Origin of the sequence: Streptococcus sp. (assembly GCF_032481935.1) — a bacterium.
Lineage (GTDB): Bacteria > Bacillota > Bacilli > Lactobacillales > Streptococcaceae > Streptococcus.
Genome location: NZ_JAWERU010000001.1, coordinates 1 through 26,027 on the forward strand (window position 1 = coordinate 1; position 26,027 = coordinate 26,027).

Genomic DNA, 26,027 nt, shown 5'->3' on the forward strand with positions numbered 1-26,027 from the left:
AGTTTTTGGCATGTGGTTTTCTTTTTATCTACGAGAGACTGATGGAGGAATTATGTCAACTATTGAAGAACAATTAAAAGCGCTTCGTGAAGAAACGCTAGCTAGCTTGAAGCAGATTACTGCTGAAAATGAAAAAGAGATGCAAGATTTGCGAGTCTCTGTCCTTGGTAAAAAAGGGTCACTAACTGAAATCCTCAAAGGGATGAAGGATGTATCAGCTGAAATGCGCCCTGTTATCGGAAAACACGTCAATGAGGCTCGTGATGTCCTAACAGCCGCTTTTGAAGAAACAGCTAAGCTCTTGGAAGAAAAGAAAGTGGAAGCTCAACTAGCAAGTGAAAGCATCGATGTGACACTTCCAGGTCGTCCAGTTGCGACTGGTCACCGTCACGTTCTCACACAAACTAGTGAAGAAATTGAAGATATTTTCATCGGAATGGGTTACCAAGTTGTGGATGGATTTGAAGTTGAGCAAGATTACTACAACTTTGAACGTATGAATCTTCCAAAAGACCACCCAGCCCGTGATATGCAGGACACTTTCTACATCACAGAAGAAATCTTGCTCCGTACCCACACATCTCCAGTTCAGGCGCGTGCGATGGACGCTCATGATTTTTCTAAAGGTCCTTTGAAGATGATCTCACCAGGACGTGTATTCCGTCGTGATACTGACGATGCGACCCACAGTCACCAATTCCACCAAATCGAAGGTTTAGTTGTTGGGAAAAACATCTCAATGGCGGATCTTCAAGGAACCCTTCAGTTGATTGTACAAAAAATGTTTGGTGAAGAGCGTCAAATTCGTTTACGCCCATCTTATTTCCCATTCACTGAGCCATCTGTTGAGGTGGATGTTTCGTGCTTCAAATGTGGAGGAGACGGCTGTAACGTATGTAAGAAAACTGGTTGGATCGAGATTATGGGTGCTGGTATGGTTCACCCACGTGTCCTTGAGATGAGTGGTATCGATGCAACTGTTTACTCTGGTTTTGCCTTTGGTCTTGGTCAAGAGCGTGTAGCTATGCTTCGCTATGGAATCAACGATATCCGTGGATTCTACCAAGGCGATGTCCGCTTCTCAGAACAGTTTAAATAAGATTGAAACCTGAAACACAATCCTAAACAGTCGTTCTCGTTTTTACATAGTCTAGAAAAAGAAGCGACTGACTCGAAGAAAAAGAAAGGAATTGAAAAGATCTCGCTGGTTGGGATCTTATGCTCAGAATTATGTTAGTATCATACAAATGGTTAAAAGAATTGGTGGACATTGATGTACCATCAGATGAGTTGGCTGAAAAAATGTCAACTACAGGGATCGAGGTCGAAGGTGTGGAATCACCTGCTGCTGGTCTCTCAAAAATTGTCGTCGGTGAAGTCTTGTCTTGTGAAGATGTGCCCGAAACACACTTGCATGTTTGCCAAGTCAATGTTGGTGAAGAAGAAGCTCGTCAAATCGTCTGTGGCGCACCGAATGTGCGTGCAGGTATCAAGGTTATGGTGGCACTTCCGGGAGCTCGTATCGCTGACAACTACAAAATCAAAAAAGGGAAAATCCGTGGTTTAGAATCTCTCGGAATGATCTGTTCACTTGGTGAATTGGGTATTTCTGACTCAGTTGTACCTAAGGAATTTGCAGATGGAATTCAAATCTTGCCTCAAGATGCTGTTCCAGGGGATGAAGTCTTCTCTTACCTAGACTTGGATGATGAAATCATCGAACTTTCTATCACTCCAAACCGTGCAGACGCTCTTTCTATGCGTGGAGTAGCGCACGAAGTAGCAGCTATCTATGACAAGGCAGTCAACTTTAAAGAATTCAGTTTAACAGAAACAGACCAAGCTGCAGCCGATGCTCTTTCTGTCAGCATTGACACAGATAAGGCTCCTTATTATGCAGCTCGTATTTTGGACAATGTGACCATCGCACCAAGTCCACAATGGCTGCAAAATCTTCTCATGAACGAAGGTATCCGTCCAATCAATAACGTGGTCGACGTGACTAACTATATCCTCCTCTACTTTGGTCAGCCTATGCATGCCTTTGACTTGGATGCCTTTGAAGGAAGCGAGATTCGTGTGCGTGAAGCGCGTGAAGGTGAAACATTGGTAACCTTGGACGGTGAAGAACGTGAGTTGGAAACAAATGACTTAGTGATCACTGTTGCTGATAAAACAGTAGCCCTTGCAGGTGTTATGGGTGGTCAAGCTACAGAAATCTCTGAAAAATCTACTCGTGTCGTCCTTGAAGCTGCAGTTTTCAATGGCAAATCTATCCGTAAGACTAGTGGTCGCCTCAACCTTCGTTCAGAATCTTCTTCTCGCTTTGAAAAAGGCATCAACGTGGCAACTGTCAATGAAGCCCTTGATGCGGCAGCAAGCATGATTGCAGAGCTTGCAGGAGCAACTGTTCGTAAGGGAATCGTTTCAGCAGGTGAGCTTGACACTTCTGATGTGGAAGTTTCTTCAACTCTTGCTGACGTCAACCGTGTCCTCGGTACAGAGCTTTCATTTGCTGATGTTGAAGATGTCTTCCGTCGTCTTGGCTTCGGTCTTTCTGGAAATGCAGAAGCCTTCACTGTCAGCGTCCCTCGTCGTCGTTGGGATATCACTATCGAAGCGGACCTCTTTGAAGAAATCGCTCGTATCTATGGCTATGATCGCTTACCAACTAGTCTTCCAAAAGACGATGGGACAGCAGGTGAATTGACTGCGACACAAAAACTCCGTCGTCAAGTTCGTACCATTGCTGAAGGTGCTGGATTGACAGAAATCATCACTTATGCTCTTACAACTCCTGAAAAAGCGGTTGAGTTTACGATTCAGCCAAGCAATTTAACAGAGCTCATGTGGCCAATGACTGTGGATCGTTCAGTTCTCCGTCAAAATATGGTTTCAGGTATTTTGGATACAGTTGCCTACAACGTAGCACGTAAGAATAAAAACTTGGCTCTTTATGAGATTGGAAAAGTTTTCGAGCAAACTGGTAATCCAAAAGAAGACTTGCCAAATGAAATTAACAGCTTTGCCTTTGCCTTGACTGGCTTAGTTGCTGAAAAAGACTTCCAAACTGCGGCAGTTCCTGTTGACTTCTTCTATGCTAAGGGAATTTTGGAAGCTCTCTTTGCTCGCTTGGGTCTTGAAGTGACTTATACAGCAACTTCTGAAATTGCTAGTCTTCACCCAGGACGTACAGCCTTGATCTCACTCGGTGACCAAGTCCTTGGTTTCCTCGGTCAAGTACATCCTGTTACAGCCAAGGCTTACGATATTCCAGAAACTTATGTAGCAGAGCTCAACCTTTCAGCTATTGAGACAGCTCTTCAACCAGCCGCTCCATTTGTGGAAATCACCAAATTCCCAGCGGTGAGCCGTGATATCGCCCTTCTCCTCAAGGCAGAAGTCACTCACCAAGAAGTTGTAGATGCTATCCAGGCTGCAGGCGTGAAACGATTGACAGATATCAAACTCTTTGACGTTTTCTCAGGCGAAAAATTGGGACTAGGTATGAAGTCAATGGCTTATAGCTTGACCTTCCAAAATCCAGAAGATAGCTTGACTGACGAAGAAGTCGCACGCTACATGGAAAAAATCCAAGCATCACTCGAAGAAAAAGTGAATGCAGAAGTGCGTTAAAAACCTTCAATCCATCCCTAGGGATGGATTTTTTAGTAGAAAAAATCATCAAGCTTTAGCCTGATGATTGAATCAAATTGACGGGGAAACAACTCCTTTTTAATACTGTTACAAGATGATCAGACATCGGTATTTTTTGTCATCCAATCAGCTATGAAGTGATAAGTATCGTTTCGATTATTCTCGTTTAGAATTTCGTGACGAGCCTCTTCAACTACTCGGACGCTTACTTTCGAATGTGAAGCCTTTAGGAGTTTTACAAATCTTTCTATACCTTTACCATTTTCTCCCAGAGGGTCTTCTTGTCCTGAAATAACGAGAATGGGGAGTTGAGCTGGAATCTCATCGATTACCTGCTTACTAGCTACTTGATTAGAGAAGTAAAAAATGGATCTGTACATGGGAATAGTAGGGATGAATTGACAGAATGGATCCTTCAGATAAGCTTGGTTAGATTCTTCATTTTTCGAGAGCCAATCGACAGATGTTTTCGAATTCTTAATACTTCGATTAAAACTATCAGTTGATAGATAAGTCAAGAGTTTACTACGGTGTTTATTCCCTTTTATAAGTCGGATGCATTCTGTTAGGATGAGAGCAAATCGAGTTAGAAACTGAGGTTGTTGACCAGTAGCCATGATAATCAAGGCATTGATAGGTGGTTTTCGTTTAGCTACATAATAGCGACACATAAGAGAACCCATAGAATGCCCTAGAAGGACGATTGGAAGTTTTGGATAGCTTTCTTGAATAAAAGAGGTCACTCTTTCAATATCATCGATGAGTTCCTCGGGAGATTCAGGAAAGACTCCGAGTTGACTTGGATTTTGAGCAGTATGACCATGGCCGAGATGATCATGGCCGATAACCGTAAAGCCTTCTTTATTCATGGCTAGAGCAAATTCTTCATATCGTTCCACGTACTCTACCATTCCATGTACGAGCTGAAGAACGGCTTTTGGCTGTTCAGTTTCCCAAATGATTAAGTTATTGTTGTTTGGTTCGAGTTTAAGTCTTTTTTTCATATCAGATTCCTTGCCGATGATAATCTATAGTCTATCAAAAATATACCATAAAATAGTACGATAAGCTAGGCAGGATGATGAAGATTGCTAGTAACAATTCAGGACTGAAAATGAACATTTGAGGACATAGCCAACGGATTTATCAAGAAATGAGTATAATAAATTTATCACTTAAAATCTGGAGGATTAAAATGCTTGGTGATGAGCCAATAAAGTCCTTATCCAGTAAACTCCCTTCTTAAGAGTCATGATTTAAAAATGTACATAAATCATTGTAAATGCTATCAAAAAGGAGTATAATGAGTGCAATAAATTTCGGAGGTGGATGATGCTCGAAGTAAGAAATCTAGAGAAAAGTTTTGGGCCTAAGCAAGTTTTGTTTGGTGTTGACTTTCAAGCACGACCAGGGCGTATTTTAGGGCTGGTCGGGAAAAATGGAGCTGGGAAAACAACTATTTTTCACAGTATTTTGAAATTTTTAGACTATCAAGGGGAGATTGAGCTTGATGGTCAAGACATTCGTCAGGAGACCTATGCTCGCATTGGTTATCTACCTGAAGAACGCAGTCTTATGCCTAAATTGACAGTCCTTGAACAAGTTCGTTATTTGGCGACTCTAAAAGGCATGGACGCTAAGGAAATCAAAGAAAAACTCCCTCAATGGATGGAAAAACTGGAAGTCAAGGGGAAACTGACGGATAAGATCAAAAGTCTCTCAAAAGGAAATCAACAGAAGATTCAGTTGATTATCACTTTGATTCATGAACCAGATTTGATTATCCTAGATGAGCCTTTTAGTGGCTTGGATCCAGTTAATACCGAACTTCTTAAGCGGGTTATCTTGAAAGAAAAAGAACGTGGCGCGACCATTATCTTTTCTGACCATGTCATGACCAATGTCGAAGAACTTTGTGATGATATCCTCATGATTCGTGATGGGCGTGTGGTCTTGCATGGACCGGTTCAAGAAGTCCGCAATCAATATGGCAAAACACGACTTTTTGTTTCAAGTGACCGAAGCAAGGAAGAACTGGAGAGCCTTCCTCATGTCAAACAGGTTAGCTTGACCAAGCAAGGTAGCTGGAAGTTGATTTTAGATGATGAAAGTGCAGGTAGAGAACTCTTCCCAATCTTGACTCAAGGTCAATATATCGCGACGTTTGATCAACAAGCTCCAACAATCGATGAAATCTTTAAATTAGAATCAGGGGTGGAAGTATGAGAAATATGTGGGTTGTAATCAAAGAAACCTATCTAAGACATGTCAAGTCTTGGAGTTTCTTCTTTATGGTGATTTCGCCTTTCCTCTTTTTAGGTCTATCTGGAGGAATTGGTGTTCTCCAAGGTTCTTCCTTGGCTCAAAATAGTAAGGTAGCAGTAGTTAGTTCTGTTCCTCTTGTTACAGAAGAACTTAAATCGACCAATGGTCTTAACTTTGACTATAAGGATGAAGCAAGTGCCCAAGCCGCTATCAAAGATGAGAAAATAAAAGGTTATCTAACCATTGACCAGGAGAATAGTGTCCTCAAGGCAGTCTATCATGGTGAAACTTCACTAGAGAGTGGCATTAAGTTAGCAGTGACCGCTAAGTTGAATGAACTCCAATCCCAACTCAACCGTTCAGAAGCAAATTTGTCTCAGGAACAGGAAAAACGCTTGGCTCAAACAATTCAATTCACAGAACAGATTGATGAAGCCAAGGAAAATAAAAAGATGGTCCAAACCTTTGCGGCTGCAGGACTGGGTTTCTTCCTCTATATGATTTTGATTACTTATGCTAGTGTCACTGCTCAAGAGGTAGCTAGTGAAAAAGGAACCAAAATCATGGAAGTGGTTTTCTCAAGCATTCGTGCTAGCCATTATTTCTACGCACGCATGATTGCCTTACTTCTTGTTATTTTGACTCATATTGGTATTTATGTTGTAGGTGGACTTGGAGCTATTTTCTTCTTTAAGGATATGCCTATCTTGGCAAATTCAGGTATTCTAAATCACTTGGGAGAAGCCTTTTCGATCAATACCTTGTTATTTGTCTTGGTTAGTCTCTTTATGTATGTGGTCTTGGCTGCCTTCTTAGGTTCTATGGTTTCGCGACCTGAAGATTCTGGTAAGGCCTTATCGCCTTTGATGCTTTTGATTATGGTAGGTTTCATTGGAGTAACTGTATTAGGAACTTCTGGTGATAATTTAATCTTGAAAATCGGTTCTTACATTCCATTCGTTTCAACCTTCTTTATGCCTTTCAGAACTATCAATGGTTACGCAAATGGACTAGAGGCTTGGATTTCGCTTGCTATAACAGTTATTTTTGCAGTTACTGCAACAGCTTTTATTGGACGTATGTATGCTAGTTTGGTTCTTCAAACGGATGATTTGGGGATCTGGAAAACCTTTAAACGAGCTTTGAGCTATAAATAAAGTCACGGACCTGTGAGTGTATCTCCCAGGTCTTTTATACTCTTCGAAAATCTCTTCAAACCACGTCAGCGTCCATCTGCAACCTCAAAACAGTGTTTTGAGCAGCCTGTGGCTAGCTTCCTAGTTTGCTCTTTGATTTTCATTGAGTATTAATTAGCTGAAATATTTCACATTTATTTCTCCTAAACCTTTGACTATTAGGCAAAATTATCGTACAATAAAGAGTACATGATAAAATGAGATCAGAGTTTATCCACTCTGACGTTAGTAGTAAAAAATGAGGAGAAACGCTTTGGAATTAGAAGTATTTGCTGGGCAAGAAAAAAGTGAACTATCTATGATTGAGGTGGCTCGTGCCATCTTGGAACTCCGTGGTCGTGATAATGAGATGCATTTTAGTGATTTGGTTAATGAAATCCAAAACTATCTCGGTACCTCTAATAGCGATATTCGTGAAGCTTTGCCTTTGTTCTATACAGAGTTGAACTTTGACGGTAGCTTTATCTCACTTGGAGATAACAAATGGGGCCTTCGTTCATGGTATGGAGTGGATGAAATCGATGAGGAAATCATTGCTCTTGAAGAAAGTGATGATGAAGAAGTAGCACCTAAGGCTAAGAAAAAACGTGTCAACGCCTTTATGGATGGTGATACAGATGCTATTGATTACAGTGCAGATGATCCAGAGGATGAAGACGCCTACGAAGAAGATCCAGCTCTTTCTTATGATGATGAAAATCCAGATGATGAGAAGAATGAAGTGGAAGCCTACGATGCTGAAATCAATGAAATCGCCCCAGATGATCTAGATGAAGAAGTCGATCTTAATGAAGAAGACGACGAAGACTCTGAAGAAGAGGAAGAATAAAAATAAAAAGGAGTTGGAGCTGGAATCGGTCTATCAAGTCTCGATTTCCTAGTCCAGCTTTTTGTATTAATTTGAATTAGTTTTGTAAGCTGGAATGCGCCAAGTCAACGATTTGTTCTATTTGACAAATGGTTCATTTTGAGGTAATATATTGTTCGGGCACCTCTTTTAGAGGTCGGAGCTCCCTAGTTATTAGGGAGCTATTTTTGTTTTTCCAGGAAGCTTTTCTTCTTGGGGTGTAGTTATTGATGAAGGTCTTGTTTTCTCAATCCCCTGTTAGTGAACAAGACCTTGAACATTTTAGAAAGAGGAATCTATGTCTACGAAATATATTTTTGTCACTGGTGGTGTGGTGTCGTCTATTGGAAAAGGGATCGTTGCAGCGAGCCTTGGGCGTCTTTTGAAAAACCGTGGTTTGAAGGTGACCATTCAAAAATTTGACCCTTATATCAATATCGACCCAGGAACCATGAGCCCTTACCAGCACGGGGAAGTCTTTGTAACTGATGATGGGGCTGAGACAGATTTGGACTTGGGTCATTATGAACGTTTTATCGATATCAACCTCAACAAATACTCAAACGTGACAACTGGTAAAATCTACAGCGAAGTTCTTCGTAAGGAACGCCGTGGAGAGTATTTGGGTGCAACTGTCCAAGTTATTCCTCATATTACAGATGCTTTGAAAGAAAAAATCAAGCGTGCTGCTCTAACGACTGACTCTGACGTTATTATTACAGAGGTTGGTGGAACAGTCGGCGATATCGAGTCCCTTCCATTCTTAGAAGCTCTTCGTCAGATGAAGGCAGATGTGGGTGCAGATAATGTCATGTATATCCATACGACCTTGCTTCCTTACCTCAAGGCAGCTGGTGAAATGAAAACCAAACCAACTCAACACTCTGTCAAAGAATTGCGTGGTCTGGGAATCCAGCCAAATATGTTGGTCATTCGTACAGAAAAACCAGCAGGACAAGGGATTAAAAATAAACTAGCCCAGTTCTGTGATGTGGCGCCAGAAGCAGTTATCGAGTCCTTGGATGTGGATCATCTTTACCAAATCCCACTTAATCTGCAAGCACAAGGCATGGATCAAATCGTCTGTGACCATTTGAAGATAGATGCACCTGCAGCAGATATGACAGAGTGGTCAGCTATGGTTGACAAGGTCATGAATCTCAAAAAACAAGTCAAGATTGCCCTTGTTGGTAAGTATGTTGAGTTGCAAGATGCCTACATCTCAGTTGTTGAAGCTTTGAAACACTCTGGTTATGCCAATGATGCAGAAGTGAAGATTGATTGGGTCAATGCTAACGATGTGACAGCTGACAATGTGGCAGAACTTCTATCTGACGCTGACGGAATCATCGTTCCAGGTGGTTTTGGTCAACGTGGAACAGAAGGTAAGATTGAAGCGATTCGCTATGCGCGTGAAAATGATGTACCAATGCTTGGAGTCTGCTTGGGTATGCAGTTGACCTGTATCGAGTTTGCCCGTAATGTCTTAGGTCTTGAAGGAGCTAATTCAGCAGAGCTAAATCCTGATACCAAATACCCTATCATTGATATCATGCGTGATCAGATTGATGTTGAGGACATGGGTGGTACCCTTCGTTTGGGACTTTATCCTTCTAAGTTAAAACGTGGTTCTAAGGCAGCGGCAGCTTATCATAACAAAGAGGTGGTGCAACGCCGTCACCGTCACCGTTATGAGTTTAACAATGCCTTCCGTGAACAGTTTGAAGGAGCAGGTTTTGTCTTTTCAGGCGTTTCACCAGACAATCGCTTGGTCGAAATTGTTGAAATTCCAGAAAACAAATTCTTTGTGGCTTGTCAGTACCACCCAGAGCTTTCAAGTCGTCCAAACCGCCCAGAAGAACTTTACACTGCTTTTGTAACAGCAGCAGTTGAAAATAGTAAATAGACAGAATAAAACCTTTGAGAGTCATCTCAGAGGTTTTTCCTATATACATTTAGGATATCTCTTGCAAAAAAATAACATAGTGATATAATTAACATGGATAAAAACAGGAGGAAATCTCATGAAAAAAATCACACTATTTAGTTTGTCTTTAGCAGGTTTAGCTTTACTAGCTTTTCCTCATTCAGGAAAGGCGTTCGAGCTTGAAGAAGAGTGGGTTATTAAGGGTGGTGTTCAATATCAAGATGGCAAAATTCTTCGATTTGAAAATGGACATGAAGTAGATATCAAAGTCTTAGATTTGCCAAAAACTGAGAAAATCGAGTGGAAAGTTACTTTAAATGGTCAAGATCAGACTGTCAATTTTCTAGGTCAAGAAAAGGAAAAGTCTATGGTCGGTACAGAGGGGCGTTACCTGAATTTCTACGTACCCTATGGCTATAGAGGGGATATCAAGGTAGAAGCCAAGAGCGGAAATGAAGTAAAGACCTGGTCCACTAAAGTAGTTGATGATGTGTATCATGACGGTGGAAAGAGTGGTTACTTCCGTATTGAAGAATCAAACGATCAATACATCTACCTTGATACCAAATGGGACTATCGAACTAAGACTTATACTGCAACCTTACCAGAGACTGTCAATGGTCAAAAAGTCTATGCTTGGGCAGATTATGACAATGGTGAGTTGAAACTTGCAAAACCAGAAACTATCAGTCATTCTTATAAGGGTGGGGGAGCTTTCCAAGAACTTTATCCAATTATAAAAACAGAAAGCTGGCTAAAATCTAAACAAAACTGGTACTATCAAAAACAAGGCCAACTAGTTCAAAATGCTTGGATTAAGGATCAGGGAAGCTGGTATTTTATGGATGATAAAGGGGTTATGTTTAATCAAACATGGCTTCATCAAGGTGGTAGCTGGTATGCCTTTAAATCATCAGGAGCTATGATTTCAGCTGATTGGTTATATGATAATGGGTCTTGGTATTACCTAAAAGACTCAGGTTCAATGGCAACAGGCTGGCTTAAAGATGGTGGTACTTGGTATTATCTAAAAGACTCAGGTTCCATGGCAACAGGCTGGGTGAAAGATAAGGGCTCTTGGTATTACCTAAAAGATTCTGGTGCAATGGCAACAGGCTGGATCAAAGATAATGGTAAGTGGTACTATCTGGCTTCATCTGGTAATATGCTTAGCAATACACGCACGCCAGATGGCTATTATGTAGATGCCAGTGGCGCTTGGAAATAAATGTTAAACAGAGAAAGTCTACTGAGGAGGTAGATTTTCTTTTTTTCATTTTCACAATTATGAAAATCTGGAAAAAGGACACTATTTTTGGTAAGATAAGGGTATGGATTTTGAAAAAATTGAACAAGCATATACCTATTTACTAGAAAATGTCCAAATCATTCAAAATGATTTGACGACAAATTTTTACGATGCCTTGATTGAGCAAAATGGAATCTATCTGGATGGTCAGACAAATCTTGAAGATGTCAAGAAAAACAATCAAGCATTAAAACGACTGGCTCTTCGAAAAGAAGAGTGGTTACGAACCTACCAATTCTTGTTAATGAAGGCAGCGCAAACAGAACCTCTCCAAGCAAATCACCAGTTTACACCAGACGCCATTGGTCACTTGATGATTTTTCTGATGGAGCAACTGTGGCCTGCTGAAAATCTAAGTTTATTAGAGTTGGGGTCTGGGATGGGAATTCTGGGTGCTAGCTTCTTAACGTCCATGAACAAAAAGGTAGATTACCTTGGGATTGAGCTAGATGACCTCTTAATCGATTTGGCTGCAAGTATGGCTGAAGTTATGGATCTGCAAATGGGCTTTGTCCAAGGAGATGCAATACGTCCACAAGTATTAAAAGAAAGTGATATTATTGTGAGCGACCTCCCGATTGGCTACTACCCAGACGATCAGATCGCTTCACGTTACCAAGTGGCAGCAAAGGATGAACATACTTACGCTCATCATCTATTAATGGAGCAATCTCTCAAGTATCTTAAGACGGGAGGTTATGCTATTTTCCTTGCTCCAACAGATCTTTTGACGAGTCCTCAGAGTGATTTCTTGAAATCCTGGCTGACTGATCAAGCTCAACTAGTCGCTATCCTAGCTTTACCAGAGGATCTCTTCGCTCAAGGAGCCCAGTCTAAGACCATTTTTGTTCTGCAAAAGAAGGTGGGAGAAGGGACAGAGCCCTTTGTTTATCCACTTACTAGCCTTCGGGATCCTGAAATTTTGTTGGAATTTAAGGAAAATTTTCAAAATTGGTGTCAAGAACATGAAATCTAGTATAAATTTTGATATAATAGTTGAAAACGCTTAAAAAAGGGGAAACATTATGACAAAAACCATTGCAATTAACGCTGGAAGCTCTAGCTTGAAATGGCAACTTTACCAAATGCCAGAAGAAAAAGTGCTTGCAAAAGGGTTGATTGAGCGAATTGGATTGAAAGATTCTATTTCTACAGTTAAGTTCGATGGTCGCTCAGAACAACAAGTCCTTGACATTGACAACCATACTTTGGCAGTTAAGATTTTGCTTGATGACTTGATTCGTTTTGATATTATTAAATCTTATGATGAAATTACTGGTGTTGGACACCGTGTCGTTGCAGGTGGAGAGTACTTCAAAGAGTCTACAGTCGTGGAAGGTGATGTAATTGAAAAAGTTGAAGAGTTAGGTCTTCTTGCCCCATTGCACAATCCTGCAAATGCTGCGGGTATTCGCGCCTTCAAAGAATTATTGCCAGATATTACGAGTGTCGTTGTTTTTGATACTTCCTTCCATACAACAATGCCAGAGAAAGCTTATCGCTATCCTCTACCAACAAAATATTACACAGAAAACAAGGTTCGTAAGTACGGAGCGCACGGTACAAGCCATCAGTACGTTGCTCAAGAAGCAGCAAAACTCTTGGGTCGTCCACTTGAAGAGTTGAAGTTAATCACTTGTCACATCGGTAATGGTGCTTCTATTACAGCTGTTAAGGGTGGGAAATCTGTCGATACCTCAATGGGATTCACTCCACTTGGTGGTGTAATGATGGGAACTCGTACAGGGGATATTGACCCTGCTATCATTCCTTATTTAATGCAATATACAGAGGACTTTAACAAGCCTGAGGACATCAGTCGTATCCTCAATCGTGAGTCAGGGTTGATGGGTGTTTCAGGTAAGTCTAGTGATATGCGTGATGTAATTGCTGCTATGGAGGCAGGAGATCACGATGCCACTTTGGCTTATGAAATGTATGTTGATCGTATCCAAAAACACATCGGACAATACTTGGCAGTCCTAAATGGAGCAGATGCTATTATTTTCACAGCAGGTATCGGTGAAAATTCTACTAATGTACGTGAAGATGTTATTTCAGGGATTTCTTGGTTCGGTTGCGATGTAGATCCAGAGAAAAATGTCTTTGGTGCAACCGGAGATATTTCGACAGATGCAGCAAGTGTACGTGTACTGGTAATTCCAACGGATGAAGAATTGGTCATTGCACGTGACGTTGAACGTTTGAAAAAATAATCAGAAAATCGACCTTCAATAAGAAAGGTCGATTTTTTTGATCTAGGAAAACTACCATTTAGTCAGCGAAACTTCGCCACTATTGAGCCAAATCTTTTCACCCTTGGCTAATTCTATCAGCAGTTGTCCTTGGTCAGAGATGTCACAGGCTTTTCCTGTGAATATTTCTTGATCCTTCTTGAAGGAAATCTCTTTTCCTAAAACGATTGAGCGCTTTTTATAGAGATAGAGGAGTTCATCGGCTTCTGTTTCATAGAAACATTTCCAGATTTCAGCAATCAATTCATTGCGAGTAATGGGAGTATGTTGAGAAAATAAGCTTCCAGCTTTAGTTTGTAGATTCTTTGGAAATTCAGCGATAGAAAAGTTGATCCCGACCCCAATGATAACATTTGTAACGAGTCCAGTTTCGACGGAGGTAATGGCTTCTGTTAAAATACCAGCAATTTTTTTCTGGTTCAGATAAATGTCATTGACCCACTTGATATCCACGTCAATCAAACTAAGATTCTTGATAGCCTTGTAGATAGCTCCAGCTGTTAGAAGTGTATAGGCAGGAAGATTCTGATAAGGGAGATTGGGTTGTAGGTGGAGGGACATGAAAATCCCCCCCTTATCAGGTGAGTAATAAGGACGTTGAAAACGGCCACGTCCCATAGTTTGGCTAGTGGAAAGGTAGAGCCTATCCCCTTTGGCACCAGCTTCCATAGCCTCTTTAGCATCAGTTTGGGTAGATTTTGTTGAGGGTTTAAACTGGACAGTGATGGGACTATTCGCTTCGATTTCCTGAGGCAAGATAAGGTCTCCGTCCAGAAGTTTATACCCACGATTTTTGATACTGTCAATCTCCAGTCCCTCTTGCTGGAGACGTTGGATAGCTTTCCATACTGAAGTTCGAGATAGGTTTAATCTCTCAGCTATTTTTTCTCCGCTTAGATAATCAGTCTCAGTAATTAGTATTTTATAGACTTCTTGGTAGGATTTCATGCTAGACCCTTTCTGGAATAATTAGATTTATTGTACCATATTTTTAAAAAAGGGAGAGCGTTTTTTAGAGTAATCTTAGCTAACTATAAAATTTTACCCAGTTTTAGTTAGGATGATAGAGGCAAAGAGGTTTTCAAATCGCTTGAAAAATGGTAAAATGTTTTAATAGCTTATTTATCTGAATGTGATATTCAGAAGGAAAGGATCTGTTGTGAAATCAATAGGTGTCATTGAAAAGTTAAAAAGTTTATCGAAACAAGAAGGACTTCTTTTAGGAGTTATTCTGAGTATTTTTCTCCCTTTTTATCTTTTTGTTATTATTTTTATCTCTTACTTACTTTGGTTAGTATATACTGGGGAGATGAAGGGGATCTTGAAACGTCTGTCTCAACACCCTGTTTTGCTCTTTTTTATTGCCTATAGCACTGCAATTTCTCTTCTAGCACAAAATGTGATGGGAGTAGTTGCCTCAGTTGCAATGTTTCTGTTTGCAATCTTCTTTTACTATTACCAATCTCAATTGACTCCTAAATTTTTCAGGTTGACGATTGAAGGAGTTTTAGCCTCGAGTGTCTTGGCAGCAGTCTTTGCAGCCTTGGAACATTTCCAAATTGTAAAGAAATTTGATTATACCTTCCTCTCACCACGAATGCAGGTTTGGCATCAAAACCGAGCGGAAGTTGCCTTCTTTAATCCCAATTACTATGGAATTATCTGTTGTTTCTGTATCATGATTGGTTTTTATCTGATTAGCACAACGAAGTTAAGATGGTTACGAATCTTTTCTATGATTGCCATCTTTGCTAATTTATTCGGTTTAAACTTTACGCAGAATCGTACAGCTTTTCCAGCCATTATCTTTGGAGCGATTATTTATCTCTTCACAACCATTAAGAACTGGCGTGCTTTCTGGCTTAGTATTGGAGTTTTTGGGGTTGGTTTAGCCTTTCTATTTTCAAGTGATTTGGGTGTTCGAATGGGAACCTTAGATTCATCTATGGAAGAGCGTGTTTCTATCTGGAATGCTGGAATGGCCTTGTTTAAGCAAAATCCATTCTGGGGTGAAGGACCACTAACCTACATGCACTCTTTCCCTCGTATTGGAGCACCTTATCATGAACATGCTCATAGTATTTATATAGATACGATTTTGAGTTATGGAGTTGTTGGTACAGTTCTCTTGGGGATTGCTTCTGCCACTCCGGTACGAATGTTGATTGATATGAGTCAAGTACCTAGTAAGCGTCCTATCCTTGGACTTTACCTCTCTTTCCTGACAGTAGTAGCTGTGCACGGAATTTTTGATTTGGCTCTCTTTTGGATTCAATCATCCTTTATTTTCCTGTTAGTGATGTGTAGTTTACCACTAAAACATAGTATGATTGATGAATTAGTTGATTAAGAAAAAGGCGGTGGGACAGAAATCGATAGACAAAGTCTCGATTTCGTTGTCCCAGCCCCGCGAGGATGATTAGGAGCTTTTTGGAGTCTAAAAGACGAACAAAAAGTTCAATCAGCTACCGCGTCAAAGTTTGATTGCTAATAAAAAAACCTCTTCTTTTTTTCAATTCAATTATTGGATAGCTTGAACCAAGTCTTCAGCTTGTTGTTTTAGGGAAGAAGCAACACTGTCTTCAAGGACTAATTTGCCATCTACCCAAGCAGAATCATTGACACGAGCTGCAGTGAATTCACCAACAACTTTTGTACGGATGAATGGCAAGAGGTCTTTGTAGATTGCAAAGAGTTGTTCATGACCAGCATTTGCTACTGAAGACACAGTAACGATTTTATCTTGAAGAGTAGATGCTCCGCGTGTATCAGACAAGTCAAGAGCGCGTGAAAGCCAGTCAAGCAAGTTTTTCACTGTTCCAGGGATTGAGAAGTTGTAGACTGGAGAGAAAATCCAGATAGCATCAGCAGCTAGAACAGCTTCACGAGCTGCTGCTACAGCTGGAAGAGTTGGAACTTCAAGTTCTTGATTAAAAAGTGGGATTGCTGAGTAGTCAAGGTAGCTAACCTCAGCTTTACCTGCAAGAGCTTTTTCAGCTTCTAGCGCCATTTGGTGGTTGAAAGAACCTTCACGAAGTGAACCAACGATAAATAATACTTTTTTAGACATAGGGAGTCTCCTTTAGATTTTAATCAGAGTTATCTCTGTTGTTATAAACAATGTTACAACAATGGGAAATCATTTGCAAGAAATCTGCTCAGAAAATAAAAATCGATGATAGTCAAGATTATTTTTAGGAGTAGAGATTATGAAAAGACTGTGAAATCAATGATTCAAGCTTCATATACTCCTGTCATAAGAGAAGTTCCTTGCTAAATCCTCCCCTTTATTCACTTGTAATTCACTAGGATAGATGGTAAAATAGACGAGTGAAAATGAGACAGAAAAAAGAAAAAAATTCCTTATTATTTCAGTACAGCATTGGCTTGACCCTGCTGGCACTAGTTGTGACTTCTTCCTTTCTCTATTTGGTGTGGCTTAGCATGAAGCCTTATCAGACAGCAAAGGTAGAAGGGGAAAAACTTGCCAAGCAGTATGCGAATCTAGAAACGGTCAGCCAGGTTGATATCTTTAATGGCTTAGAAAGCTATTATAGCGTTCTTGGTCAAGATAAGAATCAGAAACCAGTTGCTGTTTTAATAGAGAAAAGTAATAACAATATTTACGTATATCAACTAGAAAATGGTATTTCACAAGAAAAAGCAGAAGCAGTTGTTAGAGAAAAAGGAGCTACTGAAATTGATACGGTTACCTTTGGACGCTATGCTGAAAAGCCCGTTTGGGAAATCAAGTCTGGAGAAGACTATTATCTAGTAGATTTTGAATCTGGTACCCTAATCGAAAAGGAGAAGCTATGAAACTATCCAAGCGTGTATTAGAAATGGAAGAAAGTGTCACTCTGGCTAGTGATGCAAGAGCAAAGAAGTTAAAAGCTGAAGGAAAAGATGTTCTTTTCTTAACTTTAGGTCAGCCCGATTTTCATACTCCTGAAAATATTCAAGATGCTGCTGTTGCAGCCATTCGAGATGGACGAGCTTCTTTCTATACGGTAGCTTCAGGTTTGCCTGAGTTAAAAGCAGCAGTCAATACCTATTTTGAACGTTATTATGGTTATTCTGTAGCAGCTAACGAAGTTACCTTTGCTACAGGTGCCAAGTTCTCTCTCTACACTTTCTTTATGGCTGTAGTTAATCCTGGAGATGAGGTCATCATTCCTACTCCTTACTGGGTCAGCTATGGAGATCAGGTTAAAATGGCTGGTGGTGTGCCAGTCTTTGTCCAAGCTAAGGAAGACAATCACTTTAAAGTGACTGTTGAGCAATTAGAAGCAGCTCGTACAGATAAGACCAAGGTCTTGGTTCTTAACTCACCATCTAATCCTACCGGTATGATCTATTCTCGTGAAGAACTCTTGGCCATTGGAAATTGGGCTGTTGAACATGACATTCTCATCCTAGCAGATGATATTTATGGTCGTTTGGTCTATAACGGAAATGAATTCGTCCCAATCTCTAGTCTATCAGAAGCCATTCGCAAGCAAACCATTGTCATTAACGGTGTATCAAAAGCCTACGCAATGACAGGTTGGCGTGTAGGTTATGCAGTGGGTGATCCAGCAATCATCGCTGCTATGAGTAAACTAACAGGTCAAACGACTTCAAACCTGACTGCGGTATCTCAATATGCAACGATTGAAGCGCTAACTGGATCGCAAGATTCTGTGGAAGTTATGCGTCAAGCTTTTGAAGAACGTTTGAATACCATCTATCCACTCTTGTGTGAAGTCCCTGGTTTTGAAGTTGTCAAACCACAAGGAGCTTTCTATCTCTTTCCAAATGTCAAAAAAGCTATGGAGATGAAAGGTTATAGCGATGTAACAGCATTTACAACGGCTATCCTTGAGGAAGTTGGTCTGGCCTTGATTACAGGAGCCGGATTTGGAGCACCAGAGAATGTTCGTCTCAGTTATGCGACAGACTTGGAAACTCTTAAAGAAGCTATTCGTCGTTTGCACCGATTTATGGAAAAATAAGAAGTTAAACCTCCGTCCTTTGGGCGGAGGTTTTTGTAGCTAAAAACTTATGAATTTCTGTTAAACTAGCTAGCTATCAGGCATTATTTGTGGTACAATAATGAGTAATAATGTCTTTGGACAAGTTAAACGAAAAAAGGAAGATAAATGATGACAAAACGTGTAACAATTATCGAAGTAAAAGACTACGTTGGTCAAGAAGTGACTATCGGAGCCTGGGTTGCCAACAAATCAGGAAAAGGGAAAATTGCTTTCTTGCAATTGCGTGATGGAACAGCCTTTTTCCAAGGTGTAGCTTTTAAACCAAACTTTATCGAAAAATTTGGAGAAGAAGTAGGTCTTGAAAAATTTGATACGATCAAACGCCTAAGCCAAGAAACTTCTGTTTTCGTGACAGGGATTGTTAAAGAAGACGAGCGTTCTAAATTTGGGTACGAATTGGATATTACAGATATCGAAGTTATCGGTGAATCTCAAGATTACCCAATCACTCCAAAAGAACACGGAACAGACTTCTTGATGGACAACCGTCACTTGTGGCTTCGTTCTCGTAAGCAAGTTGCTGTGATGCAAATCCGTAATGCGATCATCTATGCAACTTATGAGTTCTTTGATAAGAATGGCTTCATGAAGTTTGATAGCCCAATTCTTTCAGGAAATGCTGCAGAAGATTCTACAGAACTTTTCGAAACAGACTACTTTGGAACACCAGCTTACTTAAGCCAATCAGGACAGCTTTATCTTGAAGCAGGTGCTATGGCTCTTGGGCGCGTCTTTGACTTTGGTCCAGTATTCCGTGCAGAGAAATCTAAGACTCGCCGTCACTTGACAGAGTTCTGGATGATGGATGCTGAGTATTCATACTTGACACACGACGAATCACTTGACTTGCAAGAAGCTTATGTTAAAGCGTTGCTTCAAGGAGTTCTTGACCGTGCTCCTCAAGCTTTGGAAACATTGGAGCGTGATACTGAGCTCTTGAAACGCTACATTGCTGAGCCATTCAAACGCATCACTTATGATGAAGCGATTGATCTCTTGCAAGAGCATGAAAATGATGAAGATGCGGACTACGAACATCTTGAACATGGTGATGACTTCGGTTCACCACATGAAACATGGATTTCAAACCACTTTGGTGTACCAACCTTCGTGATCAACTATCCAGCTGACATCAAGGCCTTCTACATGAAGCCAGTTCCTGGTAACCCAGATCGCGTACTTTGTGCAGACTTGCTCGCACCAGAAGGTTACGGAGAAATCATCGGTGGTTCCATGCGTGAGGAAGATTACGATGCCCTTGTAGCGAAGATGGAATCTCTTGGTATGGATCGTACAGAATATGAATTCTACCTTGACCTTCGTAAATATGGTACAGTCCCACATGGTGGATTTGGTATCGGTATCGAACGTATGGTAACCTTTGCAGCAGGAACAAAACACATCCGTGAAGCAATTCCATTCCCACGTATGTTGCACCGTATCAAACCTTAATAACTATATAAAACGCCAGTTGGCGTTTTTACTTTAAATGAAAGAGGTGGAGAAAATGTAGGCAACTCTAAGTAAGTCTTTTAGAAAAACTCATATTATATATTGAAAGAGAGAAAACGATGTTTAAAAGAACTTACAAACGCAATATTCCACTCCTAGCAGGTCTGGAATTCACTTCTTATTTTGGAATCACCAGTTTTTGGATTTTATTTTTCATTCAAAACGGTCTTTCCTTACTTCAAATTGGTCTATTAGAAAGTATCTTTCACGGTACAAGTCTCTTGTGTGAAATCCCGTCTGGTATGTTGGCCGATCGATTTAGCTACAAGACCAATCTCTATTTGGCTCGCTTGGCCAGTATTGTATCCTCTATCTTGATTTTACTTGGTCAAGGGAATTTTTGGATTTATGCTCTTGCCATGATGGTTAGTGCTTGGTCCTATAATTTTGACTCGGGAACCAGCACCGCTTTCTTATATGATTCTGCGGTAGAAGCGGGTCAAAAGGACCGATATCTTCAGATTTCGAGCTTTTTGTCTGGTGTGGCAGAAGTCACCCGAACCCTAGGTACAGTTGTGGCAGGCTTCTTTATTCACGGAGCATTGGCTTGGACCTATCTAATTGCTATAGGATTTTCATTTCTTTCTATCATTTTGATTTATTTTATGAAAGAACCAATGGCTAAGAGAGAGAAAAATGAAGTCTTAACCTTTAAAATGATTGTCCAACAAGTTCGTAAAGAATGGCAGGAAAAACCAGTACTCTTTTACTGGATGCTGACTTATCAGCTAATAGGGACACTCATGTGTATGTTTTACTTTTATTATCAGCAGAAAATAAGTGACTTAGCAGGATGGCAGGTTTCACTGGTTATGCTTATTGGTAGTGGGTTAAATCTTATAGCTGTTTATGTAGCTAGTCAAATCGGTAAAAAATGGAATAGTAATCGAGTTTTTCCGACTCTTGTTGCACTAACGGGCTTGGCCTTGTTGTTGGTGTTTTTAGGAACCCCCTTTGCTTTTCTTCTTGTATATCTTTTAACTGATACACTTTATGCAGTTTATCAGCCGATCTATTTCAATGACTTACAAGGTTATTTACCTTCCAGTGTAAGAGCAACTATGCTTAGTATCAATTCCATGCTCTTTAGTCTTTCCATGATTGTCATATTTCCACTGACAGGTTGGTTGATCGATCGTTGGGGTCTTGTAGCGGTCTTTTTAGTTCTAGGTCTTATCTTGCTTTTAATTTATCCTATATTAATAATCAGTCTGACAAGGATGGGCAAGCTATTAGATAAGGACTTAAAAACTGAGTAAAGCACGAAAACCTATTTGCCCAAAGGATCATCCTGTGGTACAATAGCAAGAGGAAAAGGAGAAGAGTATGATCGATGTAGAAGAAATTCTAAGTAAGATGAATCCCAATCAAAAGATCAACTATGACCGAGTCATGCAAAAGATGGTTCAAGTTTGGGAAAAAAATGAAGAAAAACCAACCATTCTCATGCACGTCTGTTGTGCTCCTTGTAGCACCTATACTTTAGAGTATTTGACCAAGTATGCAGATGTAACTATTTATTTTGCTAATTCAAATATCCATCCTAAAGCTGAGTATCACAAGCGTGCCTATGTGACAAAAAAGTTTGTCAGTGATTTCAATGAACGGACTGGCAACAAGGTTCAATATCTAGAAGCACCCTATGAACCCAACGAATACCGTCAGCTGGTCAGAGGTTTGGAAGAAGAACCTGAAGGTGGCGATCGTTGTAAGGTTTGTTTTGACTATCGTCTGGATAAGACAGCACAGGTGGCCATGGACTTAGGATTTGACTACTTCGGTTCTGCCTTGACTATCAGTCCTCACAAAAATTCACAAACCATCAATAGTATCGGGATTGATGTGCAGAAAATCTACACCACTCATTATCTTCCGAGTGATTTTAAGAAAAATCAAGGCTATAAACGCTCTGTAGAAATGTGTGAAGAGTATGACATTTATCGCCAATGCTACTGTGGCTGTGTCTATGCCGCTCAAGCACAGAATATTGACTTGGTACAGGTCAAGAAGGATGCAACTGCCTTTATGGTAGATAAGGATATCGAGAAAGACTATTCGCATATCAAGTTCACTGTTACGAAGTTAGATATTTAGACGAAAACCTGCCACATTGGGCAGGTTTTTTGCTAGGAAAAGGTGATGGAGAGAAATCGATGGACCAATCTATGAATTCCTAGTCCTAGAATCTCAATCCTTTAATAAATCAGTGCATCTTAAAACTTGTGGATGAAAAATGAAGTTTAGGTTAAAAGTATTTTTTGAAATTTAGAATGCTGATAAACAGTTCAATTAGTCGCCACTCAAAGGCTCGTTGAAAATCAAAAAACGAGGTCAGGATTTTAATCCTGACCTCTGACAACTTTACCGATTCTTTAGTTCTACGTAGCGTTTGTACCAAATGTTGACATAGGCTTCTGAGAAAGGACCTCGCTCATTGTTAATCCAATCAACAAGAATCTTAACATGCTCTTTCAGAATATAGTCTAGATCAGAAGAATACTTCATTTTTCGCTTGTGTCGTTCATACTCCTCAACGTCCAAGAGGCGTTTTTCACCATCTGTAAACACTTTAACATCCAAATCATAGTCAATGTATTTTAAAGCTTCTTCATCCAGATAGTAAGGACTTGCCATATTGCAGTAGTAGGAGATACCATTTTCACGAATCATAGCGATAATATTAAACCAATATTTCTTGTGAAAGTAAACAATAGCCGGTTCTCGAGTCACCCAACGACGACCGTCACTTTCGGTAACAAGTGTGTGGTCGTTGACGCCGATAATAGCGTTCTCTGTTGTTTTTAGTACCATGGTGTCTCGCCAAGTACGGTGGAGACTCCCATCATGCTTATAACTTTGAATTGTAATAAAGTCGCCTTCTTTTGGAAGTTTCATAACTAACCAACTTTCTACAATTTATAAGTTTATCGTTTACTATTGTATCACATTTTTGTTTAAAGTTCTTAGTTTTTTCATGAAAAAATTAAAGATATTCTCTGAGAGCACTGGCTATATCCGAAAAATCATAACCTTTTCTAGCTAAAACTTGGGTCAAACGTTGTTTCAGTTCGTATCCTTCATACTTTCGTGAGTATTTTGGGTATTGCTTATCTAACTCTTTAAAAATAAGTTCCTGAACGGTTTCTTCTTCGACCTGGCTATCCAATTGGTCAAAGGCTGTTTTGGCTTCTGTGTAGGAAAATCCTTTATTGGTTAGGCTTTGGATAATCTTATCCTGTAGGGCGCGGGCAGGTAATTTCCCCTGGTATTTTTTCAGTAGTTTTTCAGCTGTCCGTTCTGCGACTTCCGTCATATCAAATTCTTGTAAGACTTCTTGGATAATGGATTTGGTAACGCCTTTTTGAGAAATCTTCTGCATCAGCATATAGCTTCCCTTATCTCCTGAAAGCTGATTGGAATTGATGATGGCATAAGCATATTGCCGGTCATTGATCCAATTATCATCTTTTAAAGACTGGATAACTTTGGGGATGATTTTCCCATCAATTTCATGCTTGGTTAGATAATCTCGAACTTCTTTTTCAGTGCGGGCCTTGAAGGATAAGTGGTAAAGAGCTAGATTTTTACTGTAGGAAAATTGCGCAAAGGATTTAATCTCAGTTAGTTCTTCAGCTGAGATCTCTTTCCCTTTTGTCAACATAAAGCGCACAATGGTATCCTCTGTAATGTAGCAGGTTTGGTCGCTATCAAGCTCAAGTAGAAAGAGTCTTTTTTTCTTTTCAAGTTTTGTGATTTTCATGGTTTACCTCTTATCCAAATGCTTCGAAGGCAGCAACGAGTCGAAGTTTGTTGCTATCAACCAGCTCTCTCCCGTAATAGTTGAGAAATAGTTCAGCATATTTGGGATCTTTTAAGTTGTAATTGAGGGACCAAACTGCCCAAAAGAGATCGATATGCCGGTCACTAAAATCAGCCAAACCAAGATCAATAAAACAAGAGAAGTGGTCAGCATCTTTGAGAATAAAGTTTGGTAGACAGGCATCACCGTGAATAAAGGCATCTGTTTCTAAAAGGTGCCCTTGTTCTTGGATGAGTTGGAAGGCCTCTTCGCGACTGTTAATCTGGAATTGGGGGAGGAGCGCCTTGGCATAGAACTCACCTTTTTCATAGTTTTTAAAGGCTCTTTCTTTATAGGCTTTTAAATGATTTTCTGATGGAAAATTTTGTGGGTTTAAGTTGTGAAGCTTTTTAAGAGCCTCTGCCATGGTTCGGCAGATTTTTTCTGGCTGGTCTAAAAAAGCGAGAGCATCATGACCAATAGCCTCTTTAGTCAGGAGGTAGTCTTTATCTGTAGATAGATAGTGGATGACTGGAGTTCCTATTCCTTCTTGTTCAAACCAACTTGCAATGCTAGCTTCTCGCTCTAATCTTCCCTTTTGATCAATTTTTAAATAGTAATCTGAATCAAGATAGAGAACTCTTGCGCCTGAATGAGAAGAGCTGTCAGATAGGTTGGCCCCCTCTATATAAGTTCGTAATTGCTCAGGAAAATCCAATGAGGAAAAAGATATCTTTGTATTCATGGTTTTATTGTAACATATTCTTAACCATTGAGAAACTACGTGGTATAATAGACTTATGAATCTAAAAGTCAAACAAAAAATTCCATTAAAAATCAAGCGCATGGGGATTAACGGGGAAGGAATTGGTTTTTTCCAGAAAACCCTCGTTTTTGTTCCAGGTGCCCTCAAGGGAGAAGATATCTATTGTCAGGTGACTTCGGTTAAGCGTAACTACGTTGAGGCTAAACTGCTTGAGGTCAATAAAAAATCTAAGTTTCGAGTGGTTCCAGACTGTACCATTTATAATGAGTGTGGAGGCTGTCAAATCATGCACCTGCACTATGACAAACAGCTGGAGTTCAAGACGGATCTCCTCCATCAAGCTCTGAAGAAATTTGCACCTGCTGGCTATGAAAACTATGAAATCAGACCAACCATTGGCATGCAGGAGCCTAAGTATTATCGGGCTAAACTGCAATTCCAAACTCGAAAGTTCAAAGGCCAAGTCAAGGCAGGTTTGTATGCTCAGAATTCTCACTACTTGGTTGAGCTAAAAGACTGTCTGGTTCAAGACAAGGAGACGCAGATTATTGCCAATCGCATTTCTGAACTCTTGACCTATCATCAAATTCCGATTACAGATGAACGGAAAATTCTTGGAGTTCGGACCATCATGGTTCGTCGAGCACGGAAAACTGGGCAAGTTCAGATTATCATTGTGACCAATCGCCAATTGAATTTGACTCAATTTGTGAAAGACCTAGTCAAGGATTATCCTGAAGTAGTGACTGTCGCAGTCAATACCAATACTGCCAAAACTTCTGAGATTTATGGGGACAAGACAGAGATTATTTGGGGTCAAGATAGTATACGCGAAGGTGTTCTAGATTATGAATTCTCTCTTTCACCTCGAGCTTTCTATCAGCTTAATCCTGAACAGACTGAAATTCTCTATAGTGAAGCGGTTAAGGCCTTGGATGTGACTGAGAATGACCATCTGATTGATGCCTATTGTGGTGTTGGGACCATTGGTTTTGCTTTTGCTAAAAAAGTCAAAAGTTTGAGAGGGATGGATATTATCCCAGAAGCTATTGAGGATGCCAAAGAAAATGCTAAGCGTATGGGTTATACCAATACTCACTATGAAGCAGGGACTGCAGAAGAAATTATTCCTCGTTGGTACAAGGAAGGCTATCGTGCAGATGCTTTGATAGTAGACCCGCCGCGTACAGGTTTAGATGATAAGCTCTTGGATACCATTGTCAAATACGCTCCTGAAAAGATGGTTTATGTATCCTGTAATGTGTCTACCTTGGCGCGTGATTTAGTCCGATTGCTAGAGGTTTATGACCTGCATTATATCCAGTCCGTTGACATGTTTCCACACACGGCTAGAACAGAAGCAGTGGTCAAATTAACGAGGCGCAAGCCAGCTTTCAAATAGAAATGGCGACTGGAAAGTTTTTGAAAAGAAGACTTCTAGTTACAGAGTAAGATTTG

General features: G+C 40.2%; 22 protein-coding genes. 16 read left to right on the plus strand and 6 right to left on the minus strand.

Features of this window, described 5'->3' with window-relative positions:
* Positions 1-52: 52 nt before the first annotated feature.
* Positions 53-1,099, plus strand: a complete 1,047-nt coding sequence (pheS, locus tag E7C97_RS00005; RefSeq protein WP_049508191.1) for a phenylalanine--tRNA ligase subunit alpha — start codon at positions 53-55, stop codon at positions 1,097-1,099.
* A gap of 131 nt (positions 1,100-1,230) precedes the next feature.
* Positions 1,231-3,636, plus strand: a complete 2,406-nt coding sequence (gene pheT, locus E7C97_RS00010) for a phenylalanine--tRNA ligase subunit beta (protein ID WP_316107562.1) — start codon at positions 1,231-1,233, stop codon at positions 3,634-3,636.
* A 119-nt stretch (positions 3,637-3,755) separates the two neighbouring features.
* Here the strand turns inward: pheT and E7C97_RS00015 are convergent, their stop codons facing one another.
* Positions 3,756-4,661 carry an alpha/beta hydrolase gene (locus E7C97_RS00015; protein WP_316107455.1) on the minus strand — a complete coding sequence of 302 codons (906 nt, stop codon included), beginning with the start codon at positions 4,659-4,661 and terminating at the stop codon, positions 3,756-3,758.
* Positions 4,662-4,989: 328 nt separating this feature from the next.
* Between E7C97_RS00015 and E7C97_RS00020 the strand changes: the two genes are divergently transcribed.
* The 7 genes from E7C97_RS00020 (at position 4,990) to E7C97_RS00050 (ending at position 13,417) form a co-directional block, all read left to right on the plus strand.
* On the plus strand, positions 4,990-5,883 hold the full coding sequence (locus tag E7C97_RS00020) for an ABC transporter ATP-binding protein (protein WP_316107563.1): 894 nt from the start codon (positions 4,990-4,992) through the stop codon (positions 5,881-5,883).
* The gene (locus E7C97_RS00025) at positions 5,880-7,079 is read left to right on the plus strand and encodes an ABC transporter permease (protein ID WP_049508198.1); all 1,200 of its coding nucleotides are present in this window, start codon (positions 5,880-5,882) and stop codon (positions 7,077-7,079) included. Before E7C97_RS00020 ends, E7C97_RS00025 begins: the two co-directional genes overlap by 4 nt.
* A 292-nt stretch (positions 7,080-7,371) precedes the next feature.
* Positions 7,372-7,947, plus strand: coding sequence for a DNA-directed RNA polymerase subunit delta (rpoE, locus tag E7C97_RS00030; RefSeq protein WP_316107457.1), 576 nt, complete (start codon positions 7,372-7,374; stop codon positions 7,945-7,947).
* Between the two features lie 316 nt (positions 7,948-8,263).
* A complete protein-coding gene (locus E7C97_RS00035; protein WP_000105251.1) occupies positions 8,264-9,871 on the plus strand; it encodes a CTP synthase in 1,608 nt (535 codons plus the stop codon).
* Between the two features lie 118 nt (positions 9,872-9,989).
* Positions 9,990-11,120, plus strand: coding sequence for an N-acetylmuramoyl-L-alanine amidase family protein (locus E7C97_RS00040; protein WP_316107459.1), 1,131 nt, complete (start codon positions 9,990-9,992; stop codon positions 11,118-11,120).
* A 103-nt stretch (positions 11,121-11,223) separates the two neighbouring features.
* Positions 11,224-12,177, plus strand: coding sequence for a class I SAM-dependent methyltransferase (locus E7C97_RS00045; protein ID WP_316107460.1), 954 nt, complete (start codon positions 11,224-11,226; stop codon positions 12,175-12,177).
* A 49-nt stretch (positions 12,178-12,226) separates the two neighbouring features.
* Positions 12,227-13,417, plus strand: a complete 1,191-nt coding sequence (locus E7C97_RS00050) for an acetate kinase (protein ID WP_316107462.1) — start codon at positions 12,227-12,229, stop codon at positions 13,415-13,417.
* A gap of 51 nt (positions 13,418-13,468) precedes the next feature.
* On the opposite strand, the gene birA is transcribed toward E7C97_RS00050, so the two are convergent.
* Entirely contained in the window at positions 13,469-14,404 is a 936-nt protein-coding gene (birA, locus tag E7C97_RS00055; RefSeq protein WP_316107463.1) for a bifunctional biotin--[acetyl-CoA-carboxylase] ligase/biotin operon repressor BirA, read from the minus strand.
* 211 nt (positions 14,405-14,615) lie between these two features.
* Here birA and E7C97_RS00060 point away from each other — a divergent pair, with 211 nt between their 5' ends.
* Complete coding sequence (locus tag E7C97_RS00060; protein WP_316107464.1) at positions 14,616-15,806, plus strand: O-antigen ligase; 1,191 nt, start codon at positions 14,616-14,618, stop codon at positions 15,804-15,806.
* 171 nt (positions 15,807-15,977) lie between these two features.
* Here the strand turns inward: E7C97_RS00060 and E7C97_RS00065 are convergent, their stop codons facing one another.
* On the minus strand, positions 15,978-16,526 hold the full coding sequence (locus tag E7C97_RS00065) for an NADPH-dependent FMN reductase (protein ID WP_316107466.1): 549 nt from the start codon (positions 16,524-16,526) through the stop codon (positions 15,978-15,980).
* Positions 16,527-16,786: 260 nt separating this feature from the next.
* Between E7C97_RS00065 and E7C97_RS00070 the strand changes: the two genes are divergently transcribed.
* The 5 genes from E7C97_RS00070 to E7C97_RS00090 all read left to right on the plus strand — a co-directional run bounded on the left by E7C97_RS00070 (position 16,787) and on the right by E7C97_RS00090 (position 22,098).
* Positions 16,787-17,275, plus strand: a complete 489-nt coding sequence (locus E7C97_RS00070; protein ID WP_316107467.1) for a DUF5590 domain-containing protein — start codon at positions 16,787-16,789, stop codon at positions 17,273-17,275.
* Positions 17,272-18,450, plus strand: coding sequence for a pyridoxal phosphate-dependent aminotransferase (locus E7C97_RS00075; RefSeq protein WP_316107468.1), 1,179 nt, complete (start codon positions 17,272-17,274; stop codon positions 18,448-18,450). Before E7C97_RS00070 ends, E7C97_RS00075 begins: the two co-directional genes overlap by 4 nt.
* 150 nt (positions 18,451-18,600) lie before the next feature.
* Positions 18,601-19,944, plus strand: a complete 1,344-nt coding sequence (gene asnS, locus E7C97_RS00080; protein WP_049530249.1) for an asparagine--tRNA ligase — start codon at positions 18,601-18,603, stop codon at positions 19,942-19,944.
* Positions 19,945-20,063: 119 nt separating this feature from the next.
* Positions 20,064-21,263, plus strand: a complete 1,200-nt coding sequence (locus tag E7C97_RS00085) for an MFS transporter (protein ID WP_316107469.1) — start codon at positions 20,064-20,066, stop codon at positions 21,261-21,263.
* 67 nt (positions 21,264-21,330) lie between these two features.
* Positions 21,331-22,098 carry an epoxyqueuosine reductase QueH gene (locus E7C97_RS00090; RefSeq protein ID WP_316107472.1) on the plus strand — a complete coding sequence of 256 codons (768 nt, stop codon included), beginning with the start codon at positions 21,331-21,333 and terminating at the stop codon, positions 22,096-22,098.
* A gap of 267 nt (positions 22,099-22,365) precedes the next feature.
* On the opposite strand, the gene E7C97_RS00095 is transcribed toward E7C97_RS00090, so the two are convergent.
* From E7C97_RS00095 to E7C97_RS00105, 3 genes are all read right to left on the minus strand, one after another.
* Positions 22,366-22,899 carry a DUF402 domain-containing protein gene (locus E7C97_RS00095; protein WP_000775325.1) on the minus strand — a complete coding sequence of 178 codons (534 nt, stop codon included), beginning with the start codon at positions 22,897-22,899 and terminating at the stop codon, positions 22,366-22,368.
* Positions 22,900-22,987: 88 nt separating this feature from the next.
* Positions 22,988-23,764 carry a recombination regulator RecX gene (gene recX, locus E7C97_RS00100; protein WP_000705056.1) on the minus strand — a complete coding sequence of 259 codons (777 nt, stop codon included), beginning with the start codon at positions 23,762-23,764 and terminating at the stop codon, positions 22,988-22,990.
* 10 nt (positions 23,765-23,774) lie between these two features.
* Positions 23,775-24,548: an aminoglycoside 3'-phosphotransferase gene (locus E7C97_RS00105; protein ID WP_001092976.1), complete on the minus strand. Its 774-nt coding sequence runs from the start codon at positions 24,546-24,548 to the stop codon at positions 23,775-23,777.
* A gap of 55 nt (positions 24,549-24,603) precedes the next feature.
* Between E7C97_RS00105 and rlmD the strand changes: the two genes are divergently transcribed.
* Positions 24,604-25,971 carry a 23S rRNA (uracil(1939)-C(5))-methyltransferase RlmD gene (rlmD, locus tag E7C97_RS00110; RefSeq protein ID WP_075228090.1) on the plus strand — a complete coding sequence of 456 codons (1,368 nt, stop codon included), beginning with the start codon at positions 24,604-24,606 and terminating at the stop codon, positions 25,969-25,971.
* The last annotated feature ends 56 nt before the right edge of the window (positions 25,972-26,027 follow it).